This window comes from Sulfurospirillum diekertiae, from assembly GCF_002162315.1.
In the GTDB taxonomy this organism is placed as follows: domain Bacteria; phylum Campylobacterota; class Campylobacteria; order Campylobacterales; family Sulfurospirillaceae; genus Sulfurospirillum.
Map to the genome: position 1 here is coordinate 1,398,176 of NZ_CP021416.1, position 15,053 is coordinate 1,413,228.

General features: G+C 37.5%; 14 protein-coding genes. 12 read left to right on the top strand and 2 right to left on the bottom strand.

The window, feature by feature from the left end; all coding sequences use genetic code 11:
• Window positions 1-20 precede the first annotated feature (20 nt).
• Window positions 21-1,286: a glucose-6-phosphate isomerase gene (locus Sdiek1_RS07175; RefSeq protein WP_087438560.1), complete on the top strand. Its 1,266-nt coding sequence runs from the start codon at window positions 21-23 to the stop codon at window positions 1,284-1,286.
• 27 nt (window positions 1,287-1,313) lie between these two features.
• Here the strand turns inward: Sdiek1_RS07175 and Sdiek1_RS07180 are convergent, their stop codons facing one another.
• Complete coding sequence (locus Sdiek1_RS07180) at window positions 1,314-1,703, bottom strand: tellurite resistance TerB family protein (protein WP_238099284.1); 390 nt, start codon at window positions 1,701-1,703, stop codon at window positions 1,314-1,316.
• 137 nt (window positions 1,704-1,840) lie between these two features.
• Here Sdiek1_RS07180 and Sdiek1_RS07185 point away from each other — a divergent pair, with 137 nt between their 5' ends.
• The 10 genes from Sdiek1_RS07185 to nikR all read left to right on the top strand — a co-directional run bounded on the left by Sdiek1_RS07185 (window position 1,841) and on the right by nikR (window position 13,411).
• Complete coding sequence (locus tag Sdiek1_RS07185; protein ID WP_238099233.1) at window positions 1,841-2,410, top strand: TetR/AcrR family transcriptional regulator; 570 nt, start codon at window positions 1,841-1,843, stop codon at window positions 2,408-2,410.
• Entirely contained in the window at window positions 2,407-3,297 is an 891-nt protein-coding gene (locus tag Sdiek1_RS07190) for an NADH-quinone oxidoreductase subunit B family protein (protein WP_087438563.1), read from the top strand. Before Sdiek1_RS07185 ends, Sdiek1_RS07190 begins: the two co-directional genes overlap by 4 nt.
• Window positions 3,284-4,627, top strand: a complete 1,344-nt coding sequence (locus tag Sdiek1_RS07195; RefSeq protein WP_087438564.1) for a nickel-dependent hydrogenase large subunit — start codon at window positions 3,284-3,286, stop codon at window positions 4,625-4,627. The genes Sdiek1_RS07190 and Sdiek1_RS07195 overlap by 14 nt, the downstream gene beginning before the upstream one ends.
• A 242-nt stretch (window positions 4,628-4,869) precedes the next feature.
• Window positions 4,870-6,027, top strand: a complete 1,158-nt coding sequence (locus Sdiek1_RS07200; RefSeq protein ID WP_087438565.1) for a hydrogenase small subunit — start codon at window positions 4,870-4,872, stop codon at window positions 6,025-6,027.
• 15 nt (window positions 6,028-6,042) lie between these two features.
• The gene (locus tag Sdiek1_RS07205; protein WP_087438566.1) at window positions 6,043-7,791 is read left to right on the top strand and encodes a nickel-dependent hydrogenase large subunit; all 1,749 of its coding nucleotides are present in this window, start codon (window positions 6,043-6,045) and stop codon (window positions 7,789-7,791) included.
• 20 nt (window positions 7,792-7,811) lie between these two features.
• On the top strand, window positions 7,812-8,489 hold the full coding sequence (gene cybH, locus Sdiek1_RS07210) for a Ni/Fe-hydrogenase, b-type cytochrome subunit (RefSeq protein WP_087438567.1): 678 nt from the start codon (window positions 7,812-7,814) through the stop codon (window positions 8,487-8,489).
• Window positions 8,490-8,501: 12 nt separating this feature from the next.
• A complete protein-coding gene (locus tag Sdiek1_RS07215) occupies window positions 8,502-9,041 on the top strand; it encodes a HyaD/HybD family hydrogenase maturation endopeptidase (RefSeq protein ID WP_087438568.1) in 540 nt (179 codons plus the stop codon).
• Window positions 9,038-10,711, top strand: coding sequence for a hypothetical protein (locus Sdiek1_RS07220; RefSeq protein ID WP_087438569.1), 1,674 nt, complete (start codon window positions 9,038-9,040; stop codon window positions 10,709-10,711). Before Sdiek1_RS07215 ends, Sdiek1_RS07220 begins: the two co-directional genes overlap by 4 nt.
• Entirely contained in the window at window positions 10,701-12,920 is a 2,220-nt protein-coding gene (hypF, locus tag Sdiek1_RS07225; protein WP_087438570.1) for a carbamoyltransferase HypF, read from the top strand. Before Sdiek1_RS07220 ends, hypF begins: the two co-directional genes overlap by 11 nt.
• 77 nt (window positions 12,921-12,997) lie before the next feature.
• Complete coding sequence (nikR, locus tag Sdiek1_RS07230; RefSeq protein ID WP_087438571.1) at window positions 12,998-13,411, top strand: nickel-responsive transcriptional regulator NikR; 414 nt, start codon at window positions 12,998-13,000, stop codon at window positions 13,409-13,411.
• 3 nt (window positions 13,412-13,414) lie between these two features.
• Here nikR and Sdiek1_RS07235 read toward each other — a convergent pair whose 3' ends face one another.
• Window positions 13,415-14,098: a hypothetical protein gene (locus Sdiek1_RS07235; RefSeq protein WP_087438572.1), complete on the bottom strand. Its 684-nt coding sequence runs from the start codon at window positions 14,096-14,098 to the stop codon at window positions 13,415-13,417.
• Between the two features lie 102 nt (window positions 14,099-14,200).
• Between Sdiek1_RS07235 and hypB the strand changes: the two genes are divergently transcribed.
• Complete coding sequence (gene hypB / locus Sdiek1_RS07240; protein WP_087438573.1) at window positions 14,201-15,052, top strand: hydrogenase nickel incorporation protein HypB; 852 nt, start codon at window positions 14,201-14,203, stop codon at window positions 15,050-15,052.
• Window position 15,053: the final 1 nt, after the last annotated feature.

The following is a 15,053-nucleotide window of genomic DNA, read 5'->3' on the forward strand; positions in this document are numbered from 1 at the left end:
TTATCATTTGGAGGATACGTTTGAAAAATTCACTCTATTTTAACATTAAAGTAGAAGAGGGCATCTTTGAAAAAATCATAGCCGAACAAAATACTATTGGCTATTATGCATTGCCCGATCAAGAAATTAGTTATCTCGAAGACTACTTAGCAGATTTTAAATCTAAAAATGATTATGATGCGATTAAAGATATCGCTATTATTGGTATTGGTGGAAGTTCTTTGGGACCAAAAGCAATTTTTAGAGCGTTACAAGGTATTCGTGATTTTGACAAACGCTTGCATCTGTTTGAGAGTACCGATCCTGCATCTATTCGTTCAACACTCAATAAATTGGATATCAAAAATACGCACTTCTTTGTCATTAGCAAATCAGGTACAACCATTGAGACGATCTCTGTTTATAAGTATGTCCTCTCTTTGTTGAAAGCTAAAGATATTTCACTGGATTATCGCTTTACCTTTGTGACCGATGATGGCTCAAAACTGGAAGCACATGCCAAAACATTTAACTCGTTTGTTTTGCACATTCCTGTCAATGTTGGTGGTCGTTTTTCTGTTTTAAGTGCGGCAGGATTAGCACCACTATTACTCGTTGGTGTGGATATTCAACGATTACTCGATGGAGCTAAAGCGATTAAGAAAAGCTTTTTTGAAGATGGCTACATCAAAGAGACCATTCTAAAAAAAGCAACCTATTACGCTAAAAACTCAATGCACTATAACATCAATACCCTTTTTGCCTATTCTGAGAGTTTAGACAGTTTTACAGACTGGTATGTACAACTTTGGGGTGAGAGTTTGGGTAAAAAACAGAAACAAAGTAGCATTAACGTAGGTCTTACACCCGTTGGTTTAATTGGTCCAAAAGATCAACACTCTTTCTTACAGCTCATTGTTGAGGGACTTCGTGATAAAAGTGTTACGGTGCTTAAAATCGAAAATTTTGATGATAAAATCAAAATCCCTGCGATTACACTTAAAGAGCTAGAAGGGTTGGATTTGATGAATGGCATTGCATTCTGTGACCTCATTAACTTGCAAGCCGATTCTACCATCGAAGCACTTTTAGATAAAAAAGACATTCCTATTGACACGATTACCCTTCAACATATTGATGAAGAGAACATTGGTAAATTAATTTTTTATTATGAACTTTTAACATCACTTGTAGGACAAATGATGAATGTCAACACTTATGATCAACCCGGTGTTGAGAGTGGCAAGAAGATTTTGGAAGGTAAATTAATCGAAGAGAAGAAAACCTTTCCTAAAAAAGGTAAATAAAAAAGAGGTTGGGATTTCCCAACCTTACTAAACTGCCGTGAAGACAAGTGCTTGTTCGTACAAGGCTGAACCCATTTTCCCCCACATTGAAAAAAGATTAATCTCTTGTTCTGTAAGATTGAAATGTTGTGCAATTTTATCGATTACTCTGTTTTCATTAATACCAAATTTATCATCAACATGGACTAAGACCATCAACGCAAGTAAGATAATTCTTTGACTTTGAGATGATCTAAAAATTGCTAAAGTATCTTCTAACACAAAATACTTTAAATCAATTTCTATATTTTCAATGCCCATTTCAGTGCAGTATTCTTCGACAATCTCACGCTCTTTAGGACCATATTCACCATCAAGATTGGCAACATACTGAGAAAGCTGTAAAAAAGCAAATTTTTCTTCAGATTTTAGTTTCATAAGTAACAATTTGTACTCCTTTAGTAATGGATCAGTGAAATTATAGTAAAACATTTTAAATAAATATTAATAAACATGCTAAAATTAAAAAAGTCCATTTTGAAGGATTTATCCCGTGAATAAAAAAATTCGAAAAAGTGAAAAAAATTTTGGATGCAGCATTACTGCTCTTTTCAACACGAGGTTTTTACGCCACAACGATTCCCGATATTGCAAAAGCTATGGGAATGAGTGTTGGAAATCTCTACAATTATTTTTCTTCCAAAGAGGTTCTTGCTAAAGAAATCATTAAATACTCTTCCGATATTTTAGGTTCTGCTATACGTACTGTCAACGAAGAAGCGGGGAGTGCAAAAGAAAAAATACGCAAAATTGTTGCGATTTATTTTGAAATGGCAACCTCGAAACCACAGCATATTAATTACTTTCTACGCGTTTATCTTGCCAATAAAGAGGTTTTTAAAGATGGTTGCGAAGGGATGCTTTGTGTCTCTTCTTTTGTCACAGAACTGATGATTTTTTTTGAAGAGGGTGTTGCTTCTGGTGAGCTTCGTAACCAAGATTTTTTTTCTGCATTTGGACTGTTTATGGGGTATCTTGGTGGTTTTGTTTTTCTTAATGGTGAAGGCGTATTGGAAAAAGATCTTAATTATTACGTCGATGATATTTCCCTTAACATTTATAATGCACTTAAAAATAGCCAATGAAACACAAATCAACCATTGTTTGGCTTCAAGGTCTTACATGTAATGGCAACAGTCACTCTTTTTTGAATTACCCTCAGATGCCAAGTTTTGCCTCTTCATTTGAGATGATCTATCATCCTTTAATCTGTGGTGGACAGAGTTTTAAGACATTATTAGAGAGTCATGAGAAATTTGATTTTTTGATTTTAGAAGGGGCATTAAGCCATGATGAGCGTTTGCTTCAACGTTTTGGCATCCCTTTTTATGACATTCTTGATAATTTTGCGAGAAGAGCAAAACATATTATTTGTGCAGGTAGCTGTGCAAGCTTTGGTGGCATTTTCAGGCTTCGCGATCCTGAAAAAATTACGGGAGCTTTGTTTAGTGGTAAAGAGAAGGGTGGTTATTGGTTAGAAAAGAGCAATGTTGTTAATATCCCAGGTTGTCCATTGCATCCAAGATGGCTTGTTGAAACACTGTTCGCGTTACGAGATAGAGGCACACTCTTTTTAGATGAATTTTTGCGTCCAAAAGAGGTCTTTGCGTATCTTGCACATCATGGTTGTTTACGCAATGAGTATTTTGAATGGAAAGTGGATAGCAAACAGTTAGGCGAAAAAGAGGGGTGTTTGTTTTACGAACATGGTTGCCAAGGGCCTATGACTCATGCTAATTGCAATAAAATTCTTTGGAATGGTATTAGTTCCAAAACGAGAGCGGGTTCACCTTGCCTTGGATGTACAGAATTTGACTTTCCTCGTCGCGCTCTGTTTGAAACACATAAAAATATGTCATTACCTCAAACACCTTTTGGTATCAGTAAACGTGCTTATTATACAGTTGCAGGTGTTGCTAAAAGTTTTAAAATAGACAGACTTGAAAAGAAGCTGATAGATGAAAATAACTAAAGAGATTATCGAACGAATAGAGGGTGAAGCTACCTTAGAGCTTGAGTGGGACAACGAACAGGTCACCTTTGCCAAAATCAAATTTTTTAATTACCGTGGAATTGAAGAGATTTTGAAAAAGCGCCCTTTGCTCGATGCATTAGCTTTAACGCCACGTGTATGCGGTATCTGTTCACATTCTCATGCTATCGCTTCAGTATTAGCGATTGAATCTATTTTTGAAAATCAAGGTGAATCTTTACATGTAAGCCAAAAAGCCAAAGATATTCGTGAAATCGCACTGAACGCTGAGAAGATTCACAATCATATCAAATGGTATTTTTTCTCTATTTTGCCTGAACTCAAAAAGATTGCTGATTCAACGTATGAAGGGAATGCTTTTAAAGAGAAGCAGTGGTTTCAAGCGCAAAGTGCCATTATGGAAAGCCTAAAAATGGGCGCTCATTTTACAGGTCAATGGCCTCATGGCTCTTTTGTAATGGCAGGCGGTGTGACGTGTGATCCACTCCAAAGTGATGTTGTAAGCGCAATTGGTTGTTTAGATTCTGTGATTTCATTTTGTGAAGAGCATTTTTATGGCATGCCTTTAGAAGAATTTTTGAGTTTTGATTCGGCTCTCCAAGTCATGTCAGTACCTTCTGCACTCTCTTATGGCATTGATGAGATGCTCAAACTAGGATTTGATCGTTTAGGTAGAAGTTATGACCGCTTTTTAGCACTGGGAAAATCTTACCTATACGAAGGAAGCCTTAAAGCTTCCAAAACAGTTGTTCTAGGGGCAGATGTCAAATATGTACAGGAGAGTTTAGAACACACCTTCTTTGAAGATAAGCACAAGGGGTATACTTATTCAAAAAGTGCTCAGTACAAAAAAAGCTATTGTGAAGTAGGGCCATTGGCACGTATGATGGTGGCAAAAGAGCCCTTGATGCGTGATTTTCATAGACGCTTTAAAGATGCAGCGCTCACACGCGTAGTAGCTCGTGCAGTAGAATGTGCCCATTTATTATCGCGTACCACGCAACTTCTCTCTAAGCTTAATCTAAATGAGCCCTCTTTTTATCCTCCCAAAAAAGATATTCACAGCATAAGTGGAGAGGGTGTAGGTATTGTTGAAGCACCAAGAGGAACGCTCATTCATCAGGTGAATGTTCGCAATGGAATCATTGAGTTATACAATATTATTACTCCTACTGTTTGGAATCTTGGAAATGGTAATCGTGAAAATCCTTCCACCGCACAAAAGGCAATTATTGGTCTAAATTCATTTACCAAAGCCGATTTTATTCTGAAAAGTTTTGATGTATGCTCCGTCTGTACGACCCAATAATCAGGTCATTATTGGTGTGACAATTTAGCCATTTTTAATATAATACACTTTTTATCTTCTTTCTTTGTTACATTTTTACTCTATTACTTTAAATTGCACTTAATATTGTCTGTTTTCTGCTTATTGTGAAATGTTTTTTGATTTAATTCTAAGTGAATAGTCATTCAGGTAAATAACTATTGTCTATTTACTGAATAATGCCTTAACTTTTTGATCTTGGAAAATTTACACAGGAGAGATTTATGGAACACGCTAAACTGTACGAAAGGCTTGCTGAGCGACTTAGCAATCTTGAGAAGTTCCCCCGTATTAAGGAGGACAAATCTATTGCGGCACTAATGGAAGAACATGGAATTAGCCGTAGAGATTTTATGAAGTGGGCAGCAGGTGTCACTGCAATGTTGTCTTTACCTTCAGAATTTACACCACTTATGGCGCAAGCTGCTGAATTAACAGATCGTTTGCCTGTTATTTGGTTGCATATGGCAGAATGTACGGGCTGTAGTGAGAGTTTGCTTCGAACAGACGCTCCAACAATCGATAGTTTGATTTTTGATCATATCTCATTAGAGTATCATGAAACTTTGATGGTTGCTTGTGGTTGGCAGGCTGAGCACAATTTAGAGAGTGCTATTGAAAAATATAAAGGTAAATACATTTTAATGGTTGAAGGTGGTATTCCTGCAGGAAGCAGTGAATTCTTCTTAACCGTTGGACCGCATGGCCAAACAGGTCAAAAAAGTGCACAAAAAGCAGCAGATTCTGCAGCAGCTATTTTTGCTATTGGCTCTTGTTCAAGTTTTGGTGGTATTCAAGCGGCTCATCCAAATCCTACCAATGCACAACCACTTAGTAAAGTAACCAATAAACCTGTTATTAATGTTCCAGGCTGTCCTCCAAGTGAGAAAAATATTGTCGGTAACGTACTTCACTATATTCTTTTTGGCACACTTCCAGCACTTGATGCATACAATCGTCCAAAATGGGCTTATGGTTTTAGAATTCATGACCTTTGCGAAAGACGTGGTCACTTTGACGCGGGCGAGTTCGTACAAGAATTTGGCGATGCTGGTGCAAAAAAAGGTTTCTGTCTTTATAAAGTAGGTTGTAAAGGTCCTTATACTTTTAATAACTGTTCACGTGAGAGATTTAACCAACATACTTCTTGGCCAGTTCAAGCAGGTCACGGCTGTATTGGCTGTTCAGAACCAGGTTTCTGGGACAATATGGGACCATTTGAAGAGCCATTAGGTGATAGACTTTATAAAACAGTTTATGGCGATGGTGCTGATAAAACTGCTGATAAAGTTGGTGTTGCGCTTCTCACTGCAACTGCGGTAGGTATTGCGGCTCATGCGGCAATTGCTGCGGTTAAGGGCAGTGGAAAAACTGAAGAATAAGAGAAGGATAAGTAAATGAGTAAAAGAATCGTAGTAGATCCAATCACCAGAATTGAAGGACACTTAAGAGTTGAAGTTATTGTAGATGATAACAACGTTGTTACAGAAGCATACTCTTCTTCAACACTTTGGAGAGGTATTGAAACTATCCTTAAAGGCAGAGATCCAAGAGATGCTGGTTTTATGGTACAAAGAATTTGTGGTGTTTGTACATACTCTCACTATAAAGCAGGTATTATGGCAGTTGAGAATGCTCTAGGAATTGAGCCTCCTCTTAATGCAAAACTAACACGTACATTGATGAACAATGCACTTTTCTTGCATGATCACGTTGTACACTTCTATCATCTTCATGGACTTGATTGGGTTGATGTTGTTTCAGCGCTTAAAGCAGATCCACGTAAAGCTGCGGAAGAGGCATTTAAATACACAGACTCTCCTGTTGCATGCGGTGCAGACATCCTTATGGCAACTCAAAAAAGAGTAGCGGAATTTGTTAAAAAAGGAAATCTTGGACCATTCGCTAATGCGTATTGGGGACATGCAACCTACAAATTAACACCAGAGCAAAACTTAATTGCTGTTTCTCACTACCTTAAAGCACTTGAACTTCAAAGAACTGCTGCACAAATGATGGCTATCTTTGGTGCAAAACAACCACATCCACAAAGCTTAACCGTTGGTGGTGTAACGTGTGTTATGGATCTTCAAGACCCAGCTCGTTTGGGTGAATATATGACGAAATTTAAAGAGATGGCAGACTTTGTAAATCATGCTTACTATCCTGATGTTGTTATGGCTGGACTTGCTTATTCAAAAGAGCCAAGTGTCACAGGTGGTTTGGGTGTTGCAAATCTCTTTACTGAAAAAGAGTTCCAAATTAATGCCAAAGACTTCTTGTTTGAGAGTGGTGTTATGATGGGTGAAGATGTGGTTAATTTAATCACTGGCAAACCATTTAAAGTTCAAACATTGGATGAGAGTAAAATCACTGAAGAAGCAACACGTTCTTGGTATAAAGATAACGCTGCATATCATCCATACGAGGGTCGTCAAGAGCCTAATTATACTGGCTTTAAAGATGCACAAACTGTTAATGATAAAGGTGAGCTTGCTGCAACTAAAGTTATTGATGAAAATGGTAAATATACATGGGTTAAAGCTCCTCGTTATGATGGTAAACCACTTCAAGTTGGACCATTGGCAAATATCGTTATTAACTATGCGCTTGGTAACAAACGCGTTAAAGTCGTCGTTGATAAATTCTTGAAAGATACAGGACTTCCTATTACTGCTGTAGCTTCAACACTCGGTCGAACAGCATGTCGTATGATTGAAGCCAAAGTTGTAGCTGATAACGGTATGGAAGCATTTACTTCATTGATTAATAATCTTAAAGTTGATGATGCTACCTGTGCAAGCTATAAAATCGACAAAAATAAAGAGTACAAAGGTCGCTATATTGGACATGTTCCTCGTGGTGTTCTTAGTCACTGGGTTAAAATCAAAAATGGCGTGATTGAAAACTACCAAGCAGTTGTTCCAACAACTTGGAATGCAAGTCCAAAAGACGCTAAAGGTGTTAGAGGATCTTATGAAGAGTCTTTAATTGGTTTAAAGATCACTGATCTTTCTCAACCGCTTGAAATTGTAAGAATCATCCACTCTTATGATCCATGTCTTGCATGTGCTGTACATGTAATGGATACAAAAGGGAATGAGATGAGCAGTTATAAGGTCAATGTTAACGGCGCGTCTTGCTAAAAGCGAAAGGGAGTCTAACAATGAAAAGAAATGTAGAATTTGAGTTCTCAGCAGGGCTTCGTTGGACGCACTGGCTAAGGGCAATTGCTATTTTTGTATTAACGGTGACAGGGTTTTATTTGGCCTATGTATTCATCGCTCCTGAATCATCAGATGAGCCTATCCTCTTCTTGAATGCAAAGTTCAGAATGTGGCATGAAATTGCAGGGTTTTTATTGATTGCAATTACACTTTACAAAACGTACCTTTTTTGCCTTGATGGTATTAGTTCAAAAGAGAGAGTATCGTTTGTAGATTTCATCAGTCCGAAGATATGGTTTCAACAGCTTAAATATTACCTTTTTATGGGAGAACATCCTCATTTAAAAGGTGTCTATAATCCGTTGCAATTTATCGCTTATGTGGGACTTTATGCAATGATTTTTATCATCAGCTTAACAGGTCTCATTTTGTATGTCAATTGTTATCAAGGTGGCGGTATTGGTCTCTTCTTATATGACTATATGCGTCCAATCGAAGCAATGATGGGTGGACTCGCAATGGTTAGAGAAATTCACCACATTGTTATGTGGGGTATTTTGATCTTCTTACCAATTCATATCTATATGGCAATCTTTAACTCAATCATGGGTAAAGAGGGCTCTTTGGATGCGATTTTCAGTGGTTATAAGTTTCTTAAACACGATCCAAAACACTAAGAGAGTTTTTACTTGAAAGTGTTGATTTTAGGCATTGGCAATGTGATGTTCTCCGACGAAGGCGTCGGAGTTCATCTTTGCCGTCTTGTTGAACAAAAATATGCGTTTTCTTCTCCCGAACATACCCTTACCTTTATTGATGGTGGTACACTAGCGGAGCGTTTAATTCCCATTATTGCTGAGTATGACTATGTCATTGTATTAGATTGTGTTGATACAAGAGATGGAGAAATTGGAGATGTTTATTTCTTCGATTTTGAAAATGTTCCTAATACAATCACATGGCAAGGGAGTGTTCATGAAGTCGAGATGCTTCAAACACTTAATATGATGGATATGGTAGGAGATCGTCCTCCTACAAAAATTATTGGTATAATTCCAGAAGTTATAGAAGATACAACGTTACAACTTACAGATGCTGTCGTCAAAGGCAGTGGTATTATGGAAAATGTTTTACTAAAACATTTGAGTGAACTTGGATTTACATATCAGCAAATCAGTGATATTGACATCCAAAGTGTGGCAAATACGTCCTGTTTGGGGGATCGATGATTTTAGCATTTGAGTTTAATTATATATCACATAATGGTATTTTAGAAAATTTATTGAAAGACATTGCAAATGATTTTGGTATTGTACATAAAATTATACGTAAAGAATCGATTGTAACACTGTTTGTTGATGCCGATGAAGTTCGTTTAGGCGCTTTTGCAGACACTCTTTCTTCTTCGCTTCCATTGTCTATCTTTTTTAAGTCTTCCAGTGTTGAAGTTTTAGAAAGCATGTCTGAGGAAGAAGAAGTATTGCCATCAATGGCATATACCGTAGAATTTACACCTAAAATTTTAGCTTCAGTGGATGCACCAAGTTCTCCTCAGTATCTTTCTCCTTTTGTTGTTGTACCAAAAGATGCGTCTATTCATCTTGTACATGAGGGGAAAAATCTTTTACATGTAAACATGACAGAAGGCTATGAATCGCTTTATGAAAAAGTTTCTGAACTGATTGTTGCAGGTGAAAATATAGCCATCCAAACTAAAAATGGCCATTTTGTTTTTGGCAAAATTGAAAACATCTCTGCATGTTCTCATGTTGTATTTCCTGAAGTGATTGCAACGGATTTATCGGTTGTTGAGCGTATGGTTGTCAGTAGAGAAAATGAGATCAAAGCGCTTGCCTCTTTAGAGCGCCCTTCAATTCGTTTTAAAGTAAATGCACTGTTCGCACAAAAAGAGATTTTTCAAGAAGCTCGCGTCATGTTAAGACTTGCAGATGATCTTTTCTTGTATCAACTCTCTAAACGACTCTTTGCAAAAGGGGTTCATTTCCTTTTTAAAGCTTCTCCTAAAGAGTGTCAAAGTCTGTACAGCGTTGATTATGAACAAACTTTGAAAGCGCTAGAGCCATTAGTGGTAAGTGTCCTTGAAAATGGGACTATTTTAATTGTTCAAGGTAAAAGTTATGCTTCTGAGGCGCTCAAAGGAAGTTTGAAAAAATTTGATGAACCTTCCCATGCAGCATTGGCTTCTATTTTACAAGAGCATAAGCTTTTTGATACAGCGTTGAGCTGTTTTTATTTTAGTCGAACTCATAATGATCGTGTCATGCACTACTCCAAAGAAAATGGCATGCTTAATCTTGTGGAAATTTTACTGCCAAGTTCATTTACTGAGCTTTTTGCAGAAATTGAGAGAAGTAGTCCTAGTGCTGAGCGTCTGGTTGCAAGTTATAAGGAACAGTTTCCTGAACTGTACGAAAAAGCGATTCATACAGTTATTCCAAACACATTACCAAAGAGTATTTATTCCCTTTGGAAAATTGTAGCAGTCGTACTAGGCATTAGCGATAATTTTGATCGCGCTGCTGAACAACTCATTGAAAATGCCGAAGATTTTGGTGGTCAAAAAGGTCCACGAATTGACTATTATTTGGAAAAAGAGGATGCACTCAGTTCTGATTTGAATTATGTTAGATTGCTCCGCAGTGGTATGAGTTACAAACTCGCTGGAACGGACACAATAACATTGAGTTTTGGTTGTATGGAAAGTCTCTCTTTTTTCCTCTCCGATATGGCTGATTCTCACAAAGATAATCTTACTTCAAGTAAAATTGCTTTGTGTGGTTCACTGTTTGGCTATAAACGTTTTACAGAGATGCTTTCAAAAAACATCAAGCCAAATCATACGATCTGTTTGAATAAAGAATTGCCGATTGATCAGTAAATTTCGTCTGATTTATCATATAGAAGGTATTGTCCAAGGGGTTGGTTTTCGCCCCTTTGTCTATACACTTGCCTTACGCTTTCATTTAAAAGGTTTTGTGCTTAACAATTCTAAAGGTGTCATCATTGAGATAGAAGGATTTGAAGAGAGCCTTGATTCGTTTGAACAGGCTTTGTTTAAAGAACTTCCTCCACTTGCGCGCATTGATTTCTGGCAAAAAAATAGGCTTACATGTAAAAATGATACACGCTTCGAAATTCGACAAAGTGATGAAGCAAGTACAAAATCTTCTCTTGTATTACCAGATATGTCCATTTGTGATGATTGTCTGAAAGAATTGTATGATCCAAACAACAGACGCTATCACTACTTTTTCATCAACTGTACACATTGTGGACCTCGCTATTCCATTATCAAAACTGTTCCATATGATCGTCCATACACTTCAATGCAACCCTTTGTAATGTGTGAAGCGTGCCAAAGTGAATACACAAATCCTCTTGATCGCCGCTATCACGCGCAACCTATCAGCTGTCCAACATGCGGCCCAACACTCTCTTTGTGTTCCATTAATGGAGAACTATTGGCAACAAATGAAGCGGCGATTGTTAAATTAGCGGATTTGATTAATGTTGGGCATATTGTAGCACTCAAAGGCATGGGAGGTTTTCATCTCATTTGTGATGCCACAAGCGACAGGGTGTTAGCGAGCTTGAGAGAGCGTAAACACAGACCTTCCAAACCGTTTGCTGTTATGTTTAAAACTATAGAAGCGATCAAAGAAGAGTGTATTTTAAGTGCTCAAGAAGAAGAGGGTATTTGCTCTCTGCTTCGCCCGATTGTTCTTGTAAAGCGCAATGTTAAGGCTTCTAAAATCAGTGGACTCATTGCCCCTCGCATCGATCGTCTTGGTGTTTTCTTACCTTATACACCTTTACATGTAATGCTTTTTGAGTACCTCAAAAACCCTATCGTGGCAACCAGTGCCAATCGCTCTGGTGAGCCCATTATTAGCGAAGCAACTGTTTTAAAACAAAAGCTTCATGACGTTGTGGAGTATTATCTGGATTATAACCGTGAAATAGTCAACTCCAGTGATGACAGTGTTTTACAATACCTTGGTGATAAAACGCTTTTGATGCGCTCTTCTCGTGGTATTGCTCCAAAGAGCTTTCGAGTTGATTCATCGGATGAGCGGAAAATCTTAGCCGTAGGCGCACATCAAAAAAATGCGATTGCTATCTATCTTAATCACCAAATTATTGTGAGTCCTTATATTGGTGATTTGGATAATATTGCCTCGAATGAACTATTTGAAAAGATGATAGAGCGTTTTTCACGATTTTATGATTTTACACCCGATCTGATCGTCGGCGATTTGCATCCAAATTATGTATCAACACAGTGGGCAAAAAGGCAAAATATTCCTTTTGTTCAGGTGCAGCATCACTATGCACATATTCTCTCTGCTATGTGTGAACATAAACTGAGCGGAAAAGTGTTAGGCATCGCATGGGATGGTACGGGGTATGGTGATGATGGTACGATTTGGGGTGGTGAGTTTTTAGTGTGTGATCCTAGTGGTTATGAACGTGTATGTTTTTTTGAACCTTTTCCTCTTTTGGGTGCAGATGCGAGCATTAAAGAGATTAAACGCATTTTAGCTTCGCTTCTGTGGGATGTATTGGGTGACGAGGCTGATGCATTGTTATTAGACTATTTTGATGAAAAGGCACTCAAACGTCTCAAACAAATTTACACCAAAAAGATTAATTCACCCTTATGCTCATCAGTAGGAAGACTCTTTGATGCCGTTGCCGTTTTATGTGGAATGGAAGGAAATGTAAGTTATGACGGAGAAAGTGGCTTGCTTATTGAAGCTCTGTATGATCCTGCCATTACAGATCGCTATACATTTGAAATAGACGATAAAATGATTCGTTATAAACCTATGTTTGCTCAAATGCTTCACGATAAAGAACCACGTCTAATTGCTTCAAAATTTATCAATACATTGGTCGAAATGGCTCTTACCATAAGCCATCGTTACACTTATCCAATCGTTCTTGGAGGTGGAGTGTTTCAAAATCGCACACTCATGGAACAAATACTTCAAAATGTCACACAACCTCTCTATTTTCCGTTACAATTAGCAATCAATGATGGCGGAATTTGTGTTGGACAGATCTACAAATCACTTCAAAAGTAATATTAATATTTTTATCTTTAAATAAATAAAGAATAGTATGATTAAAATGTAGTTGAAGTATATAAAAAGGATACACCATGGATAAAATTATTCGTTTTAGTGTTTCACTTCCAGAAAAACTTTTAGAAGAGCTTGACAAAAAAGTTGATGCTCAAGGTTATGCTTCACGTAGTGAATTTACCAGAGACCTAATTCGCGAGAAAATCGTAAAAGATGATTGGCAAGACGATAACAGCGATGTTATAGGTGTTTTGACAATGATCTATACGCATCATCAAAATGAGCTCGTGCAGAAGATTTTGGAAATTCAACATGATGCAAAAATACATATTATGTGTAATACTCATGTACATGTAAGCCATGAAAATTGTCTCGAAACCATTATGGTGACGGGAAAAGTTTCTGAAGTGAAAGACTTTGCACAGAAGATTGCAGGGCTTAAAGGGGTTAAATTCTCCAAACTTGTTGAAGCATCCATTCCCGCTTCATAATCTTTACATGTAAAGATTTTTCTTCCATAGCGTCTCTAAAATGAGACGCTGTTCTTCTTGAGTATAATTAAATTTAAACTCCGCTTCTTTTAGATAATAGATAAAATTCTCTTTACTCACACCTTTAAAGTGATCCATCCAGCTCTCTAAAAATTTCCAAAAGCGTGTTAAGACGTTGTCAAAACTCTCGTAGTGCGCAACTTTATGCTGGTTAAGATAGCGTGCATAGGTCTCTTTTTCGATGGAATTTTCATCTAAATTTTTCAGGTGTGCAAATTGATCTGGGAGTAAGAGGGTGTGAATAGAGTCGCCGTACACCATACTTAAAATACCGATAGCATCGAAAAGATATTTATTTTTTCCTCTTTTACATGTAGGAAGGTAATAGTATTCGTCATACTGTGAAAACGTCTGCGTTTGTTCTGCATAAAGAGCTTCACAGTGACTTATCAGTAAAAGACGTAGTTTTTGATATTTTTTTGCGATGGTAAGATAGTTCAATCCTAAAAGCGTAGCACATTCATACGCACTGTTATTATCGATAAAACACTCCAAAATAGTCATCTCTTGTGCATACTTTACATAGCTAAATGTTCGTTTACATGTAACGCATCGGCATTGCGTATTAGAGACGAAATAAAGTGCTTTGTTCCCGCAAAAAATGCACTGCTTTTGATCTGTTTTCATGAGTGTATTTTTCCTAAAAATAACTAAGAAACATCTTTTTTTATCTCTTGTTTAAAGACTTCTACTATAATAGAGAAAAAAATAGAGACAAGGACTTAAAAAATGTGTAAAGATTGCGGTTGTTCAATTACTCCTACTCAATGGTCAGCGGCACATGCGCACGAACACGATCATGATGGTCACACGCATAGTCATTCGCATGATCATGACGACCATACCCATCACGATCATCCTCATGCACATGATCATGATCACCATGAGCACAAAAATCATGATGAAATTCATGCCAATCCTCAATTAAATGACAAAAAAACCATTGCTGTCATTACGAAGATTTTGGATGCGAACGACACACAAGCATCGCACAATAGAGCGCATTTTGAAGAGCATGGTGTTTTGGCGATCAATCTAATGAGCAGTCCCGGCAGTGGAAAAACAACACTTTTGGAAGCAACGATTGATACAAAAGAGATCAAACTAGCAGTTATAGAAGGCGATCTTGAGACCAATCAAGATGCCGATCGTATCACTGCAAAGGGGGCATTGGCTCATCAAATCACTACAGGTCAAGCGTGTCATTTGGATGCGTTTATGGTGCACGAAGGGCTTCATCATTTACCGATTGATGGGCTTGATGTTGTGTTTATCGAAAACGTGGGCAATTTGGTGTGTCCTGCTAGTTATGATGTTGGAAGTCACCTTAATGTCGTACTTCTTTCCGTTCCAGAAGGCGATGATAAACCTGCCAAGTATCCTGTAATGTTCCGCAGCGCTGATCTGTTTTTAATTACGAAATGCGACCTGTTGCCATATTTTGATTTTAATGTTGAAAAAGCAATTCGTGAGGCTCGAAAGCTCAATCCAAAAGTCGATGTCATCGAGATAGACAGTAAGTCTGGTAAAGGGATTGATCAGTGGATCAATTACTTAAAAATGAAAAAAGCATTGAGGTAAT

Excerpts from the sequence above, each read along its gene's own strand:
- Sdiek1_RS07180 (WP_238099284.1), bottom strand. The coding sequence starts at position 1,703 with ATGAAACTAAAATCTGAAGAAAAATTTGCTTTTTTACAGCTTTCTCAG.
- Sdiek1_RS07190 (WP_087438563.1), top strand. The coding sequence starts at position 2,407 with ATGAAACACAAATCAACCATTGTTTGGCTTCAAGGTCTTACATGTAAT.
- Sdiek1_RS07195 (WP_087438564.1), top strand. The coding sequence starts at position 3,284 with ATGAAAATAACTAAAGAGATTATCGAACGAATAGAGGGTGAAGCTACC.
- Sdiek1_RS07200 (WP_087438565.1), top strand. The coding sequence starts at position 4,870 with ATGGAACACGCTAAACTGTACGAAAGGCTTGCTGAGCGACTTAGCAAT.
- Sdiek1_RS07205 (WP_087438566.1), top strand. The coding sequence starts at position 6,043 with ATGAGTAAAAGAATCGTAGTAGATCCAATCACCAGAATTGAAGGACAC.
- cybH (WP_087438567.1), top strand. The coding sequence starts at position 7,812 with ATGAAAAGAAATGTAGAATTTGAGTTCTCAGCAGGGCTTCGTTGGACG.
- Sdiek1_RS07220 (WP_087438569.1), top strand. The coding sequence starts at position 9,038 with ATGATTTTAGCATTTGAGTTTAATTATATATCACATAATGGTATTTTA.
- nikR (WP_087438571.1), top strand. The coding sequence starts at position 12,998 with ATGGATAAAATTATTCGTTTTAGTGTTTCACTTCCAGAAAAACTTTTA.
- Sdiek1_RS07235 (WP_087438572.1), bottom strand. The coding sequence starts at position 14,098 with ATGAAAACAGATCAAAAGCAGTGCATTTTTTGCGGGAACAAAGCACTT.
- hypB (WP_087438573.1), top strand. The coding sequence starts at position 14,201 with ATGTGTAAAGATTGCGGTTGTTCAATTACTCCTACTCAATGGTCAGCG.